This is a genomic window from Paraglaciecola chathamensis S18K6 (assembly GCA_000314955.1).
Taxonomy (GTDB): domain Bacteria; phylum Pseudomonadota; class Gammaproteobacteria; order Enterobacterales; family Alteromonadaceae; genus Paraglaciecola; species Paraglaciecola chathamensis.
In genome coordinates, this window is sequence record BAEM01000062.1 from 38,349 (window position 1) to 53,348 (window position 15,000).

Annotated in this window: 9 protein-coding genes and 1 rRNA gene; 5 read left to right on the forward strand and 5 right to left on the reverse strand. The window is 44.1% G+C overall.

From position 1 onward, the window contains the following. Positions 1-9: 9 nt before the first annotated feature. The 4 genes from GCHA_RS21600 to GCHA_RS21615 form a co-directional block, all read right to left on the reverse strand. Positions 10-471: an EVE domain-containing protein gene (locus GCHA_RS21600; protein WP_007992141.1), complete on the reverse strand. Its 462-nt coding sequence runs from the start codon at positions 469-471 to the stop codon at positions 10-12. 89 nt (positions 472-560) lie between these two features. Further along, positions 561-2,480, reverse strand: a complete 1,920-nt coding sequence (locus GCHA_RS21605) for a phytase (RefSeq protein WP_007992142.1) — start codon at positions 2,478-2,480, stop codon at positions 561-563. A 50-nt stretch (positions 2,481-2,530) separates the two neighbouring features. Further along, positions 2,531-3,523, reverse strand: a complete 993-nt coding sequence (locus GCHA_RS21610) for a purple acid phosphatase family protein (RefSeq protein ID WP_007992143.1) — start codon at positions 3,521-3,523, stop codon at positions 2,531-2,533. An 84-nt stretch (positions 3,524-3,607) separates the two neighbouring features. Beyond that, positions 3,608-6,301, reverse strand: a complete 2,694-nt coding sequence (locus GCHA_RS21615) for a TonB-dependent receptor (RefSeq protein WP_007992144.1) — start codon at positions 6,299-6,301, stop codon at positions 3,608-3,610. 320 nt (positions 6,302-6,621) lie between these two features. Here GCHA_RS21615 and GCHA_RS21620 point away from each other — a divergent pair, with 320 nt between their 5' ends. The 5 genes from GCHA_RS21620 (at position 6,622) to GCHA_RS21640 (ending at position 13,970) form a co-directional block, all read left to right on the forward strand. Then, positions 6,622-7,524: a GGDEF domain-containing protein gene (locus GCHA_RS21620; protein WP_318249029.1), complete on the forward strand. Its 903-nt coding sequence runs from the start codon at positions 6,622-6,624 to the stop codon at positions 7,522-7,524. Then, positions 7,525-8,547, forward strand: coding sequence for an AraC family transcriptional regulator ligand-binding domain-containing protein (locus GCHA_RS21625; protein WP_007992149.1), 1,023 nt, complete (start codon positions 7,525-7,527; stop codon positions 8,545-8,547). Between the two features lie 177 nt (positions 8,548-8,724). Further along, the gene (imuA, locus tag GCHA_RS21630; RefSeq protein WP_007992152.1) at positions 8,725-9,414 is read left to right on the forward strand and encodes a translesion DNA synthesis-associated protein ImuA; all 690 of its coding nucleotides are present in this window, start codon (positions 8,725-8,727) and stop codon (positions 9,412-9,414) included. A 9-nt stretch (positions 9,415-9,423) separates the two neighbouring features. Next, the gene (locus GCHA_RS21635) at positions 9,424-10,875 is read left to right on the forward strand and encodes a Y-family DNA polymerase (protein WP_007992153.1); all 1,452 of its coding nucleotides are present in this window, start codon (positions 9,424-9,426) and stop codon (positions 10,873-10,875) included. 2 nt (positions 10,876-10,877) lie between these two features. Next, a complete protein-coding gene (locus GCHA_RS21640; RefSeq protein WP_007992155.1) occupies positions 10,878-13,970 on the forward strand; it encodes an error-prone DNA polymerase in 3,093 nt (1,030 codons plus the stop codon). 660 nt (positions 13,971-14,630) lie between these two features. Here GCHA_RS21640 and rrf read toward each other — a convergent pair. Next, a 5S ribosomal RNA gene (rrf, locus tag GCHA_RS21645) occupies positions 14,631-14,746 on the reverse strand. Positions 14,747-15,000 lie beyond the last annotated feature (254 nt).

The window sequence follows — 15,000 nt, forward strand, 5'->3', positions numbered from 1 at the left end:
AAAACGCTCTTATCGCGAAGCAGCTAATAACGCTGAAAACTCTTGTTCATTAACCGGCATTATCGACAGTCTATGGCCTTTTTTGACTAGGCCTACTTCGCTTATCTCAGGCATGGTTTTGATCTTTTTAAGCGCTAATACATCGGGGAATTTCTCAATGAACGTTACGTCCACCATCACCCATCTCGGGTTTTCGGGGGACGACTTAGGGTCGTAGTAATGACTTTCAGGATCGAATTGGGTGTGATCAGGGTAAGCTTCTTTTACCACTTCAGCGAGTCCTGCAATGCCAACCTCTTTGCAACTTGAATGGTAAATAAAAACCTTATCGCCTTGCTTCACTTCATCACGTAAAAAGTTGCGCGCTTGATAATTACGAATACCATCCCAATGCTCGGTTTGATTCGGCCTTGCGGCTAAATCATCGATACTAAAGGCATCGGGCTCTGTCTTGAATAACCAATATTGCATCTGGGGTCACTTATGAGGAATGAAGAGGCAATTATGCCCCTTCACAACAGATTTTCAAGCTGTGGCATAGGCGAGTTTTAAGCAGCCGTTTATAACCAATGACGAATGAGTTGAGCAATTTGCGTTGCATCCACCAGCTTAAAATTTTGATTAAGACTTGGTATAACGTTGCGCCCATCTTGCGCCACCATTAAACCATTAGGAAAGGCATCACCAAAGCTTAATGAGCTGATTTCAAGGCCGTCAGTTTCTGATACGCCATCAATATTCGCGGGCAGGTTCATGTCGATAGTAAAGCTACCTAGATAACGATTACGATCATCTAATGCGAAAACCCCATAGCTATTGTTTCCTTGACTAGATGCAACCAAGTAGCGCTTTTGATCTAGGTGATAAATCCCCATGCCCTCTACATCTGCTACAAAATCGTCGTTTAGAGGCGCAATCAGTCTCGGTAACGCTTTGCTCACCGTTGCATCCACTTGCCAAATTCCTTTGGCTTCTTCCCCGAAGTAAAGCTGAGCATACTCATCATCTACCACGCATCCTTCTGGTTGACTGGCAACCTGAAATTGCCGTACCAGCGTGCCTTTAATTTGGCTGCCTTTACCCTCAAGTTGGTACTGCTCAAAATGCCCATCTGTATCGTTAATAAAGACATAATATTGGTTATTTACATGCGCCATACATAAGCCATACACATCATTCAGATCAGTGGCAACATCTTGTAGGTACGACACCTCACCTGTGTGTGGTTCGATAGCAAATAAACTAATACTGCGCTTGCTTCGGTTGCTCGCAGCGGCAATGTCGAATGTTTTCCCAGCCAGTGTAAAACCATGACGAACATCTACATTATTCACACGACCTACCGCCAAACTTTGCAACAACTCACCCTTTAAACTGTAAACGTTCAAGCCGCGTTTTTTATTGGTACCAAGAATACGCGACTGATCAGGAGCCTGAGCATTATGCCAAATGGCGGGATCGTCAGCCGCATCGCCTGACGTTGCTACCGCTTCAGTTTGCACCGTTGGCAATACGGCGTTAAAGCGAGGGCTAACGGGGTCTTGAATAGCTTCAGTTATAGGTAAAACGGCCTGTTGATACACACCTGTTTCATCATCAAATAGCCCTACCAGTAGGCCTTGCTTGGTGCTTAACCCATGAACACTTTCAACCCCTAATGTACCTTTCAGTGCGATCAATTGTGCTTCATTAACTTGCCTTGGGTCGATATACCAAACGCCGTGCTGCTCAGGCGTGGCCACCAGTAAGCGCCCATCGGCTAAGGTGTCAACAGAGGTCACTTCACCTTTTAACCGACCATGCACACCTGAAACTGCCACAAGCTCGCGCACAAGTTCGGCTTCGGGCTCAGCGGCGTAACGCCATATACCGATGTTTTCTTCCGCTAGGTATAGAGATTGGCTTGCGTCATCCACCGCGCAGTCTTTCACTTGTGGTACGCCGACAAACTCGCGCAACAAAACATTGCTTAGGCTTTTTTGCTGACCATCAACCATTATGCGCTGGGTTAGCTTGCCCTGATCATCTGCAAGTATGACGGCTACATTGAGCGTTGAACCGGGTTGATGAGGCAGTGTCTGTAAGCATAACGCCTCAATACTTGAGGGGTGAGTAATAGTCGTTAGCAGCTTAAATGCCTGATTTTTCCAATCTAAGCCTATGAGTAACGCAGCGCCGCTTTCATTGTCGACAGTGGCTAACAGATCCCACTTTTTATTTGCGATATCAATATCAGCGCGCCGGTCAAGTACCTCAAAATTACCTGGGTATTGAGCTAACGTGACTCCGTTTTTATCGGTTAATAGTAAGCCTTTCTGCTCGCTGGTCATTAACCAATATTGTTGCTTGTCGTGCGTAATAGGTAACACTACTTTGCCGGATACAGCGGCATTTTCACTAAAAGACTGCGGGCTTACCTGCATGGTGTAAAATGAGGTACCTGAAGGCTCTTGAGTCTTTGCGCTGTCAATAGGTGCCATTTGGCAAGCACTTAACACAAGGGGCAAACTTGCCCATAAAAAAATGTTTCTCACGAATTGTCCTTCTTGATTTTATACTGATAAAGCAGTTTCCCTTCGGCGCTAATGAAGCGCACATTCATTTGCGCTTTGTCTATTCCCACCGTGGCAAAGCCTGCTTGTGAAATGGCGAATTTGGTAAATTCGCGCTGGGCGACTGGGCGCACTTCTGACCCGGCACCTGATACAAAATGCGCAACGCGGGTGCCCTCTGGTTGGTTGTGCTGTAAATCATGCTCATGTCCAGCAAAGTAGGCATCAACTTGATGACCTTCAAGAATAGGCTCTAACACACCTCGAATACCGCTAGTTTTCCCATAGCGCTTGCCACTTGAGTACAATGGATGATGACCGATAACCACCTTCCAGGTGGCATTTGAGTTAGCAAGTTGATGCTTCAACCAAGCCAGCTGTTTGCTAGCATCTTGTTGCTGAGTAGCGGCATATTTAGCTTCGTGCTGATACTCAGGGTTGAGTGGGTTAGTATCCAGAAATACCATCAACACGGAAGCACCATCTTCTAGCGCAATGTTTTTGGCATAATATTGCGCAGGCATTTGCCAGCGCCGACTAACATGCGTGTAGTCAATTTGCGCTTGCCAATTACCTCGGTAATCATGATTTCCCAATATTGCGTACCAATCTTCAAATAAATGAGGCCCTTGGTATATGTGTTCAAATGAGCTTTGCCAATAGGGGTCATTAACCGACGCAACCCCGTTTGAATAGAAGTTATCGCCTGTGGTGACAATAAAATCACCATCAAGTTTCTGCATGGCCACATCCATCCACATGGCGACTTGCCTTTGTTGATAGTGACCATTTCGCCCCCAATCACCTAGCACCAAAAAATCAAGCCCTTCTGGGGTTTCCTGCAATTGCTTAATGTGATGCTGTTGGTAATGGGCTTCGTCGTAAACCTGCGGTCCGCTTTGTGCCAAAGCCAATGAACTCAATACGCACAGCAAGCCGCACACGATTGCATTACATCTATTTAAGAACATGAATTAACTCCCAAACCGCCTATTTGGCGGTTATTTAGAAGATTGAGTTTGAGCACTTACTTAGCTAAGTGCTCGGTACACTATTTACAGAGTCCAGTTAAAACCTAGCTCTAGGGTACGGCCATATTCTTCATACTGCGCATTTACACTAGGGGTATCAAAGTAATTGTAATAAGGCTCATCATTGATATTAATGGCGTTAAAGTAGACGTGCATACTCTCATTGATAAAGTACTTGGCGGTAAAGTCTATTTGCTGATGGCTGTCTTCCATGCGAATCAAGTCACCATCAATCTCTTCAAGGTTTTCGCTTTTGTAAGACATGGTTAAGCGCAAGCTCATTTGGTTATTTTCATACCCCAACGTAAGGTTGCCTATTCTGTCTGATTGATTAGGTAAAGAGGTTTTATAAAGCTCACCATCTAACAAGGTTTCTGCTTCAGAGTCGGTTATTGTCCCATTAGCTGAGATTAAAAAGCCATTGTTGAAGCCTTTGACCCAAGATAGTTCAATGCCATCTACGGTTGCGGTATCGCCGTTTATGGCTTGGGTGACTTCTTCGTACCCTTCCCAACCTTCTGTTCCTGCCACGTCTGCGATAATAATGAAATTATCAATACTCTTGTGGAAATAACCTGCCGATAGCACCCCGATGTCGCCTGGGTAATACTCGATAGATAAGTCAATGTTCTCTGACTCATAAGGCAGTAACTCTGGGTTACCCGCTTCAGCTTCGCGCTCAGTCACGAAGACTCCATCGTCTTCTTCTGTTTTAGTTTCAATAATTTGATACGCAGCTACGTCTTCGAATTTCGGGCGAGAAATAGTTTGGGTATACGCAAAGCGTGCTACTAATTTGTCACTAAACTCGTATCGCGCATTTAAACTTGGCAGTAGATGATTGTAGCTTCGATCACTTTTCCAAAGGGTATTTACCACTTCTTCAACATCGGTTTCTTCATTCTCAATGAGTTCAACTCGCATACCTGACGTACTGAAGTCAGTGTCTTCGTAGCGCAAACCAGCCACAATGCGCAGGTCATTAATGTCAATTTTACCCATTAAATAGACGGCTAGAATATCTTCTTCATTACTATAGGTAGCGCCGTTTGATTCGACCTCAGAATCTAACTCTGCTAATTCAAGCGCATCTTCTTCTTGGTTGAAGTAGTCGCGCATAGCGCCCTTATGTAAACCTGGCCCGAAGTCCCCTAGCCCCCAATCTGGCGCTGCCGCTTCAAATTGGCTAGGGTCAACGCCGTCAAAGTCTCCATCGTAAAGAGAAACAATGGCATCATTGGTTTTTTCTCTATCGCGGTATTTTCCACCAAATTTAATTTCGGCGCTGTGTCCGCTTACTTCTAGAGAGCGGGTGACGTCAAACTTGAAACTACTTTCTGTGTCTTGTGCATAATTTTGGCTAAGTTCTATTTCATCAAGCTCATAGTTGGATAAATCCATGACTGAGGCATCTTGCACGATAGTCGGTATCTTTCCCTGCATAACTGAAGATATATCCATTTCTTCGCCTACGAAGGTGTAGTACAAAGAGCTCGGCTCATCTTCATCTGCTTTCGAGTAACCTAATTGATATTCAATTAACCAATCATTAAGTTGATGTTCGGCACCTGCCGTTAGTGACAAAATACTTTGCTCTTCGTATCTGTCTTTACTCCCTCGCTCCACTTCAGAGTCATCATCATCGAAAGTAAATGTGTTTGCTAAACGATACTCATCATCAGAAAATCGGCTGTATAAAGTACGCAAGTAATATTGATTGTTAAAATCAGGACGGTAATCAAAATTAACTGCCGCGCCCAATCTTTCACGGTTGATACTGTAATAACGCTGCTCTATCTCGTCGTCACCATTGGACTCTATGTTGTCAGAACCAAAATCACGATCGTAATACGATAGCGCGGCGGCCACCCCAAATGTGTCATTAAGCACATTTGTCACGCTACCAGATAACTTAGGGCTGACTTCATCACGTAAATCGTTGTGACTGACCTGAGCGGTTACACTGGCACTTGTGCCTTTTTTATCAAATGCACTTAGGCTTTTAACTTCAACAGACCCGCCGATGGCATCGCCATCCATGTCTGGCGTGACGGACTTTGATACTTCCAAGGTTTGAATGAGTTCAGATGGTATAACGTCAAGCGCAACCGAGCGTGCGCCACCATCTGGAGAGGGTACGTTTAAACCATTAATCGTTACATTATTTAAGTTAGGGTCAATACCCCGTATTCCCACGTAGCGCCCTTCGCCTTGGTCACGTTCGATAGACAAACCAGGTAAACGTTGTAAGGCTTCTGCGGCGTTTTGATCAGGAAATTGACCAATGGCATCTGAAGAAACTATCGATTTAATGCTATCAGCACTGCGCTGTTGATTTAGTGCGCTTGCTTGCCCCGCTCGTTGACCATAGACGATAATATTTTCTAAATCTGCGCGCTTCCCTACTAGTACAAAGTCTTTCGCTAAGGTCTCACCAGACTTAATATCAATAGGGACCTCAAGCGTATCAGCACCTAAGTATGTTATCTCTAGGGTATATTGCCCTTCAGGTAGATTGGTAAAACGAAATGAACCATCACGCCTAGATACCGTGCTCAAACCCAATTCTTTTACTGTGATTTGCGCGCCAGAGAAATAGCTTGTTTGGCTGCTATCTGTTAACAAACCTTGTAGCTTCCCCGCTTCTTGGGCTACGGCCGATAAACTGAGTAACGCACTCATGCACGCTATAGTGAGAGTCGACTTTTTGATTGGCATCCTGTTTCCTCGATTTAATGGTGTCAGTGATATAGCTGATTAATTGCCCGTCAAACTAGTCAGGGCGTATGACAGTTTCATGAACACCTTGTCTGTCATAACGCCATTTCAGCGACTTAGGCGCATATTCGAGGTTAATTTGCTGGTAATTGAGCCTATTTGACCCCTCACCGTTCACGTAAATACGCTTGCTAGGCGCTATTTTCACGTAATTATAATGTGTGAAAGTTCATTCAACTGTCACTTAGCTGAGCCAATATGACCTCTTTAGTGTTAATGCTTTATGTCAGGATCAGGTTTTGTTGTTTGAGAAACCCACTATGAATATATCTTTATTAAGTCGTCACCAGAATTTGGTGTCGCTCATTGCGGCATGCCTTTCGCTATCAATAAGCTTGAGCTTTGGTTTAGGGCAATTGAAAGACTGGCAAGAGATCAGCTGGCTAGATATTTTAGGCGAAGGCAGTATCGCCTTGCTCTCACTGTTCTGGTTGTTTTTTATCTTAATTAGCCGCCCACCAGGGCGTGTGACGACAGGCTTAGTACTGGGTTTAAGCTGCTTTATGTTTTCTGCCTTGCTGGATTTATTTGATGAGTTTGTGCATTACCAAGCAGCCGCCGCTGGGCTGAGTTTAATTGAATCTATCCCAGCAGGTATCGGCATGCTGATCATGAGCTATGCACTGTGGCATTGGCATCAAGAACAACTTGCGTTAAACCGTCAGCTATGTCGCCGTGAAGCGAATACCCGTGAGCATGGGCAAATTGATTTCATTACCCAACTGTACCGCGCCGACTACATGCGCGGGCAAATAGACATGCAACTGCGTACTAAAGACGACAGCCCCTTTTCGATCATGATGTTAGATATTGATAATTTTGACCGTTTTAACCGTCAATTTGGCCCTCAAGAAGGTGACAGGTTATTGCGTGAAATATCAGAGCTGATTTTAATGAACCTGCGCACTACAGACTTGGCATGTCGTTATGCTGGTGATCGATTTATTTTATTGCTGCCAGGTACCGACTTAACGCTTGCCAATGAGCTAGCACAGGATATTCGCCAAGCTATCTCTCATCTTGCCTTTAAGCCTTATGAGCAAGCATCACCGATTTTCCACTCTATGACGATTGCCACTGAAGTTGCTCGAGCCGGGGACGCGGTTGACAGTATTATTAGTCGGGTTAATCGACGCCTTGATGACTCTAAGCAGCACGCGTAAATGACGCAGCAAGTGACAGCATTTCGCCCACGATACCTCAGCCTAGAGGACAAATGCTTACCTGCCCATCAGCTTGCGGCAAGTTTGATGGACTTGGCAATCAGCCGAGGGGCGAATAAAGAACGCTTGTTACGAGGCACAAAAATTTTCTATCAAGATATTAAATCAGGACGCGCTCTGCTAAGCCCAGCCCAATTACTAGGGTTAATGGCCAACGTTCAATCTCAGGTAGCCAGCCATGATTGTTCATTTTTGCTTGGCCGGCGAATATTCCCCAGTAATTACGGGCATATTTCCAATGCCTTGCTACACAGTCGTGACTTAAAAGATGCTTTGCGTTTATTGCAGGTCTTTCGGTTGCAGATTTGCCCCTTTATGCACGCTTATACCTACCGGGATAATCAACAGCTGCACCTTGTATTCAACGATGCTTTAGGGTGTGCGGCTCAATGGCAATTTATTACCGAAAGTTATTTTACCGCACTGGTGGCCGGCACTCGCCTCTTGCTTGATCGTAGAGTGCCCTTTCATTTTGACTTTCCCTTTGCCAGACCAAGGCATATACAGGAATATGAAGAGAACCTAGGTTATCGACTTAATTTCTCTCAACCGTTATTGCGTATTCGCGTTGATTTACCTTGGCTAAATGCGCCTTTTTTACAACAAAGTCAAAGCCTTAAGTGGCACGCTATTCAGCAATTAAAACAGAACCAGTCAACACGGCTTGGTTTTATCGAAGCCGTCAGAAACCATCTGCGTCATCATCGTCAGCAAACCCTACAAGATACAGCTAACGCCTTTGGTATGAGTCCAGCGACGCTAAAACGTAAGCTAAAGCTTTACAATATACGCTTCCAGCAACTGCAAGATGAGTTAGGTATGCAGCAAGCTATTCATTTACTACAAGTGAAAAAACTGAATAACGAAGACACAGCGCACCTAATGGACTTCTCTGATGTGCCCAATTTCAGGCGCGCCGTTAAACGCTGGACAGGCTCAACCCCAAGTCAATTACGCCTATAATACTAATTCAGGTTAATAAGTGAATACTTGTTAATGCTGCTTGGTATTTCCCCTTCGCAAAAAATAAACGTTTTAAAAATCAATCGAGTTTACGATCTTGTAGCTGTGCCTCACGGCAAATCCTTGCATATCTTGCCATGTTTCATATACTGTATTTATATACAGTAAAGGTGGCGTATGAACTCAACAATCGATCAACTTAAAAACAAGCGATTACTTTGGCAAGCAAGCCAAGTGAGTGGTGCTCACAAAACCTTATCTAGCGGTTTTGATAGTCTTGATGCTTATCTAGAAGGAGGTTTACCTGAACAAGGCGTCGTAGATATCAGTAGCCCAATTGGCATCGGTGAATTGCGACTATTGCTGCCTAGTTTTGTATTACGCCAACAAAATAGTCAAAAGTTACTCGTTTTTATTGGGGCTCCGGCACGATTGAATGCGCCCATGTTGGTAAAAATGGGCTTTGAGCTATCGCGTATTTTGATTATCGAACCTAAAAATGCAAAAGAGGCGCTGTGGTCAACAGAGCAGTGCTTAAAAAGTGGTTGTTGCGACGGCGTGTTTTTGTGGCATCAAGGGTTAGAAGTACATCAAGCGAAACGTTTACAGTTTGCAGCTGAAACTGGGGAAGCATTGAGTGTTGTTTTGCGTCAGCAGCAACCTATATCGTTTTCTCTTCCAGTTGCTCTAGCCCTAGAATTAGCTCCTTGTCCAGAAGGGATACAGGTCACAGTAACCAAACGTAAAGGGGGAAGCCACAGCCAGCCATTTACTGTGAATATGGCTCAAGCTTGGCCATCACTAACACGGCAACCAAAGTCATCTAATATTGTGCCTCTACCTAGGGTCCATAGCCTCACAGGCTAATAAGACTGCATGCAACCTTTATGGCTTTATCTGCATTTTCCTAACTTGCAGCTCGACTCTTACCACACTCTAGGCCCCTCTAGAGCGCGCCCTAACGAGCAGTTAGAGCCAGCTCAAGATGGCGTTGAGACACCTGTGGTCATCCTTGATATGCAACACGGCATTGTTCAGCTTAATCAAGCTGCTAGATTTGCTGGTATCAAGCCTTATATGAGTTTAGGCACAGCGGCTGCTTTACATGGGGGGTTACAAGTTGTGCCATTCAACCCAGAGATTGAAAAGCAGCAGTTGAGTATGATCGCACATCGCTTATACATGGTGGTTTGTGATATTTGTTTTTTCAGTGAGCAAGGGCTACTGCTTCGAGTAGACAATATGCTGCGCTTATACGGCGGCTTACTGCAGTTGTGGAATATAATACAAACACAGCTAGCGCCTTTAAACGTCGAGTTTAGTTTTGCCACAGGCAGTTCGCCATTAGCCGCTAAATTACTTGCTCTTAAAAAATGGGATCACATTACTGACGATCCCAAATTAATGAAACAGGCACTCAAACAGGTCGATTTAACCTTTACCGAATTATCTCAAAAAGACATTACTAAACTCAATAGTGTAGGCGTGAGCACGGTTGAACAATTATTTGCTATTCCCTTTAGCGATTTACATAAACGTTTCGATACTCAGGTCATCACTTATTTAGGGCAATTAAGAGGAGACTTTAAACATCCGGTCGACTTCTTTCATCCTGCACAACGCTTTGAACAATACATTGAGTTTTTGTATGAGATTGAACGCAGCGATTTATTACTTCAGCCAATGCATAAGGTACTTTCAAATTTAGAAAACTTCTTACTATTAAGAGATGAATTGACTCAAGAATTAAGCATTACCTTGTATCAGCGAGACAAAGAAAATATCGAATTTGTAGTGGGAGCCCAACAGGGTGAATATCGCGCTAAAGATTGGTTAGGGTTGCTCGCTTTAAAGTTAGATAACCTAATATTGAATGCCCCTATCGTTGGCCTGCAATTAAACGTGAAAAACACCTTTGTACGTAGCCCAGACAAGCATGATTTATTCTTGGGTAAGCAAGGGGCAATTTCTCGACTACAGCTTATTTCGTTACTACAAGCCAAGTTAGGTGACGATGCGCTTTTTAGCCCCATGACCGTCAACGACTATCGACCAGAACGAGCATCTCAGTATTGTTGCGCTTTAACCGTAAACGAGCAAAACCCTATTTACCGCCCCCCACTAAGGCCAAGTTTCTTACTACCTGAACCTAGTTTGCTTACTCAGCATGTATCGATCGTGCATGGCCCTGAACGCATCAGCACAGGTTGGTGGGATCATCACCCTGTTGTGCGAGATTATTTCATCGCAACCAGTGAGCAAGGACAATGGTTTTGGGTATTTAAAACACCCGATAATAAATGGTTTTTACAGGGCATATTCAGCTAGCTATGCCCTTTGGAAACACCCGATATGCTGAATTGTTTTGTCAAAGTAATTTTAGTTTTTTACAAGCGGCATCACACCCAAGCGAGCTTATTTATCAAGCTGACTACTTAGGTTATCAAGCACTTGCTATTACTGATGAATGTAGTGTTGCAGGAATAGTACGTGCTTACTCCGAAATAAAAAGTAAAGATCTTAAGGTCAAACTAATTGTGGGCAGCTTGCTCCATTTTAATGCTGAACTAACCCTAGTCTTACTATGCCCAAACCACCGAGCTTATTCTGAGCTCTGTCGAATTATTACCAACGCTCGGCGCCGCGCAGAAAAAGGTAAATACCAACTTGATTTATGGGATCTAAAAACCACTAAACACTGCTTAGCAATTTGGCTTCCTAGTGGAGACCTAGCGTCTGATAAACACTGGGCTAAATGGTTAGACAAGAATTACCCTGCCCGTTTGTGGCTTGGCTATCAGCGCCATTTACTTTCAGACGAACATCTATATCAGGCTCATTGTGAAATGCTTAGCGAGCAATTCAGTATTCCTATTACCGCTTGCGGGGGTGTTCTCATGCATTCACCCGAACGCTACGAACTACTTTGTGTATTAAATTCAATACACAAAGTTAATAATATCGAACATTCAGTGGAAAAAATTCCACAAAACGCTGAGCGCAGTCTAAGGCCTATTAGCAAGCTAAAAAGACTGTATCCAGCGAAGTGGCTGGCTGAAAGCGCCAGCATTGCAAATTTATGCACGTTTGATTTAAGTGAGCTGAGTTATCAATATCCTGCTGAGCTTATCCCAAAGGGGGCGACTCCCACTTCGCATCTGCGCGATTTGGTTAAAAGAGGCATGTCAATCCGATTCTCCGAAGGGGCAAGTTTTGCAATAAGACGCATTATTGCAAAAGAGCTTAAACTCATCGAAGCATTGAAATATGAATTTTTCTTTTTAACCATTTCAGACATTGTTCAGTACGCCAAAGCTCAGCACATTTTGTATCAAGGCAGAGGGTCTGCAGCTAATTCTGTGGTCTGTTATTGTTTAGAAATTACCGCCGTCGACCCTAGACAAATCTCTGTTTTATTCGAGCGTTTTATCTCAAAGGAACGAAATGAACCACCGGATATTGATGTTGATTTCGAACACGAAAGACGTGAAGAAGTCATTCAATATATTTACAAAAAGTATGACCGAGAGCGAACCGCAATTGCAGCCACAGTGATCTCATATCGTCAAAAAAGTGCGATCCGCGATGTAGGAAAAGCATTAGGTATTCATGAGTCTCAACTCGACTTTTTTATAAAAAATATTAATCGGCGAGATAAAGCACTTAACTGGCAAGCACAAATCTCAGAGCTCGGGTTAGACCCAAGTTCTGGCAAAGGTAAGCATTTCATTCACTTGGTAAATGAAATTAAAGGCTTTCCCCGTCACTTATCCCAACATGTTGGGGGCTTTGTGATCTCAGCCAATCCACTTTATCAACTCGTGCCTATTGAAAATGCCTCTATGGCTGAACGTAGTGTCATCCAGTGGGACAAAGATGACTTAGAAAGCTTAGGACTACTTAAAGTAGATGTACTGGCACTGGGTATGTTAACCGCCATACGAAAAACGTTTGATTTAATTAGGCAGCATCATAATAAAACGATTTCAATTGCTGATATTACCCGGCTGCCTAGTGATCCTGATGTTTACGCCATGATACAAAAAGCAGATACCGTGGGTGTATTTCAGATTGAATCCCGCGCGCAAATGACCATGCTGCCCCGCTTACGCCCTAAGTGCTTTTACGATTTAGTCATTCAGATAGCTATTGTCAGACCTGGACCAATTCAAGGCGATATGGTGCATCCTTTTCTAAAACGTCGCGACGGCTTAGAGCCTGTTGAGTACCCCTCTAAAGAAGTAGAGTCAGTGCTGTCTCGTACTATGGGTGTCCCCATATTTCAGGAACAAGTAATAAAGATTGCTATGGTTGCAGCAGGCTTTAGTGGTGGCGAAGCAGATCAACTGCGCAGAGCAATGGCCAGCTGGAAGAAAACCGGTGAGTTAATTAAATTTAAAGACAAACTCATTAAAGGCATGCTGGCAAGGGGTTACAAAGTTCAGTTCGCTGAACAGCTATATAAGCAAATATGCGGCTTTGGTGAATATGGATTCCCTGAGTCACATTCCGCCTCTTTTTCAGTACTGGCCTATGTATCTTCTTGGCTAAAATATTATTACCCAGAAAGTTTTTATTGCGGGCTACTAAACAGTTGGCCAATGGGTTTTTATACGCCTGATCAGCTGATTCAAGATGCTAAGCGTCATCACATTGAAGTTTTGCCTGTGTGCATCAATGCTTCGTATTATGATCACATTATAGAAACAGCAGACAACCAACTTGCTCTTCGTTTAGGCTTTCGATTAATTAAAGGCTTATCACGCAGAGAAATTGAAGAATTTGTTGATTCACGGCCAAACCAGGGCTATAGCGAATTGGCTCAACTTAAAGAATCAGGTTTAACCAAGGCATCCTTAGAAGCATTGGCCAGCGCCAATGCCTTTAGCAGTCTTAGTGACAATCGTTACACGGCCAAGTGGTCACTCATGGACTCTCAAAGCGATCTCCCCTTATTTAAACAATTGACCATGGACAATGATTTTAACCCTGAACAACCTAGTGAATTCAGCGCCTTGTTAGAAGACTATCGAACTACGGGTATGAGCTTACATTCACACCCAATACGCTTACTAAGCGAAGCTAACTTGTTAGGTCATTATACGCCTGCAGCACAGCTAGACACTATTACGCATAAATCCGTGATTAAAGTCGTTGGTTTAGTAAAAGGAAGACAGAGTCCAGGTACTGCATCTGGCGTTACCTTTATCACTCTTGAAGATCATACAGGCAATAGCAACGTGATCGTTTGGCAAGCAACGGCGCGCGCTCAAAAACAAGCGTATTTAAAAGCGCAAATACTCAAAGTCACCGGAATACTAGAAAGAGGAGATGGCGGCGTAACGCATATCATCGCCGGAAGACTAGAAGACCTAAGCCATTTAGTAGACGAACTAGCCATTCACTCAAGAGATTTTCATTAATACCAATTCCATTAAATAATTAGCCACTCAGCGAATATTTAAAGGGACTTAATTAAGGCAATTGAACGACCTGAGCTATGCGAATGGCTGGGTGAAAACGGGGTTCTCTGGAGCACAGCTCCAGCCGTTTGAACGGGCAGCATGGATGCTGCACTGGAGGTAGCCCCATGGATGGGTGACACCTAGCCGTCTACTACGTTAACCAGCTTTGAAATGTGATTGTGACTACAGTTGATTTTCCTTTAGCGCAGAAACGAAAAAAGCCACCCGATTAAGGTGGCTTCGTTCTAAATGGGAGTCTGGCGTTGTCTTCCGGCAACCGCGTTGTCTTCCGGCAACCGCGTTGTCTCGCAACGCGGTTGTCGCATGGGGGTGAAGACGGAGGCTTTTGCGAAGCGAAGCTTTGCCCGTCTGAACGACACGCCATGGATGGCGTGGCTGGTGCGCAACACCAGGGATGGGTTGTTCTTCAGATTTCATGCAAAGCGCTAGAGTTGAATGCCACTCGATGGATTTGGTTTCTCTATACGGGAATAGCTTTGCGCGACAGCGCTTAGGATGAAGCCACCTTATCAATGTTGTTTAGATAGCCTTTGATTTCTTCTATAGCGCAGAAACGAAAAAAGCCACCCGATTAAGGTGGCTTCATTCTAAATGGGAGTCTGGCGGTGTGCTACTCTCGCATGGGGAAACCCCATACTACCATCGCCGCTAATGCGTTTCACTTCTGAGTTCGAGATGGGATCAGGTGGGGCCGCATCGCTATGGCCGCCAGACATAAACTGTTATTTATCAAGCCTTAGCTCAATAAATCAATATGTAAAAGCTGATGCCGTTCCTGTTAAGGTCTGGCTGTAATCGTCGCTAAATCTCTTTAGTCTTACTCTTGATTAAATACTTGTCATACATTCAACGTACAAACTTCTATCTACCTCTAACTTTAGCGAGTAGGTAAATGGTCAGGAAGGTCTCCTTCCGTTTAAGCCATTTAACACGACTCGTTCGCTAGAACGATATAAAAAAGTCATTT

Excerpts from the sequence above, each read along its gene's own strand:
- GCHA_RS21625 (WP_007992149.1), top strand. The coding sequence starts at position 7,525 with ATGACGCAGCAAGTGACAGCATTTCGCCCACGATACCTCAGCCTAGAG.
- GCHA_RS21600 (WP_007992141.1), bottom strand. The coding sequence starts at position 471 with ATGCAATATTGGTTATTCAAGACAGAGCCCGATGCCTTTAGTATCGAT.
- GCHA_RS21610 (WP_007992143.1), bottom strand. The coding sequence starts at position 3,523 with ATGTTCTTAAATAGATGTAATGCAATCGTGTGCGGCTTGCTGTGCGTA.
- GCHA_RS21615 (WP_007992144.1), bottom strand. The coding sequence starts at position 6,301 with ATGCCAATCAAAAAGTCGACTCTCACTATAGCGTGCATGAGTGCGTTA.
- GCHA_RS21605 (WP_007992142.1), bottom strand. The coding sequence starts at position 2,480 with ATGGCACCTATTGACAGCGCAAAGACTCAAGAGCCTTCAGGTACCTCA.
- GCHA_RS21635 (WP_007992153.1), top strand. The coding sequence starts at position 9,424 with ATGCAACCTTTATGGCTTTATCTGCATTTTCCTAACTTGCAGCTCGAC.
- GCHA_RS21620 (WP_318249029.1), top strand. The coding sequence starts at position 6,622 with ATGAATATATCTTTATTAAGTCGTCACCAGAATTTGGTGTCGCTCATT.
- imuA (WP_007992152.1), top strand. The coding sequence starts at position 8,725 with ATGAACTCAACAATCGATCAACTTAAAAACAAGCGATTACTTTGGCAA.
- GCHA_RS21640 (WP_007992155.1), top strand. The coding sequence starts at position 10,878 with ATGCCCTTTGGAAACACCCGATATGCTGAATTGTTTTGTCAAAGTAAT.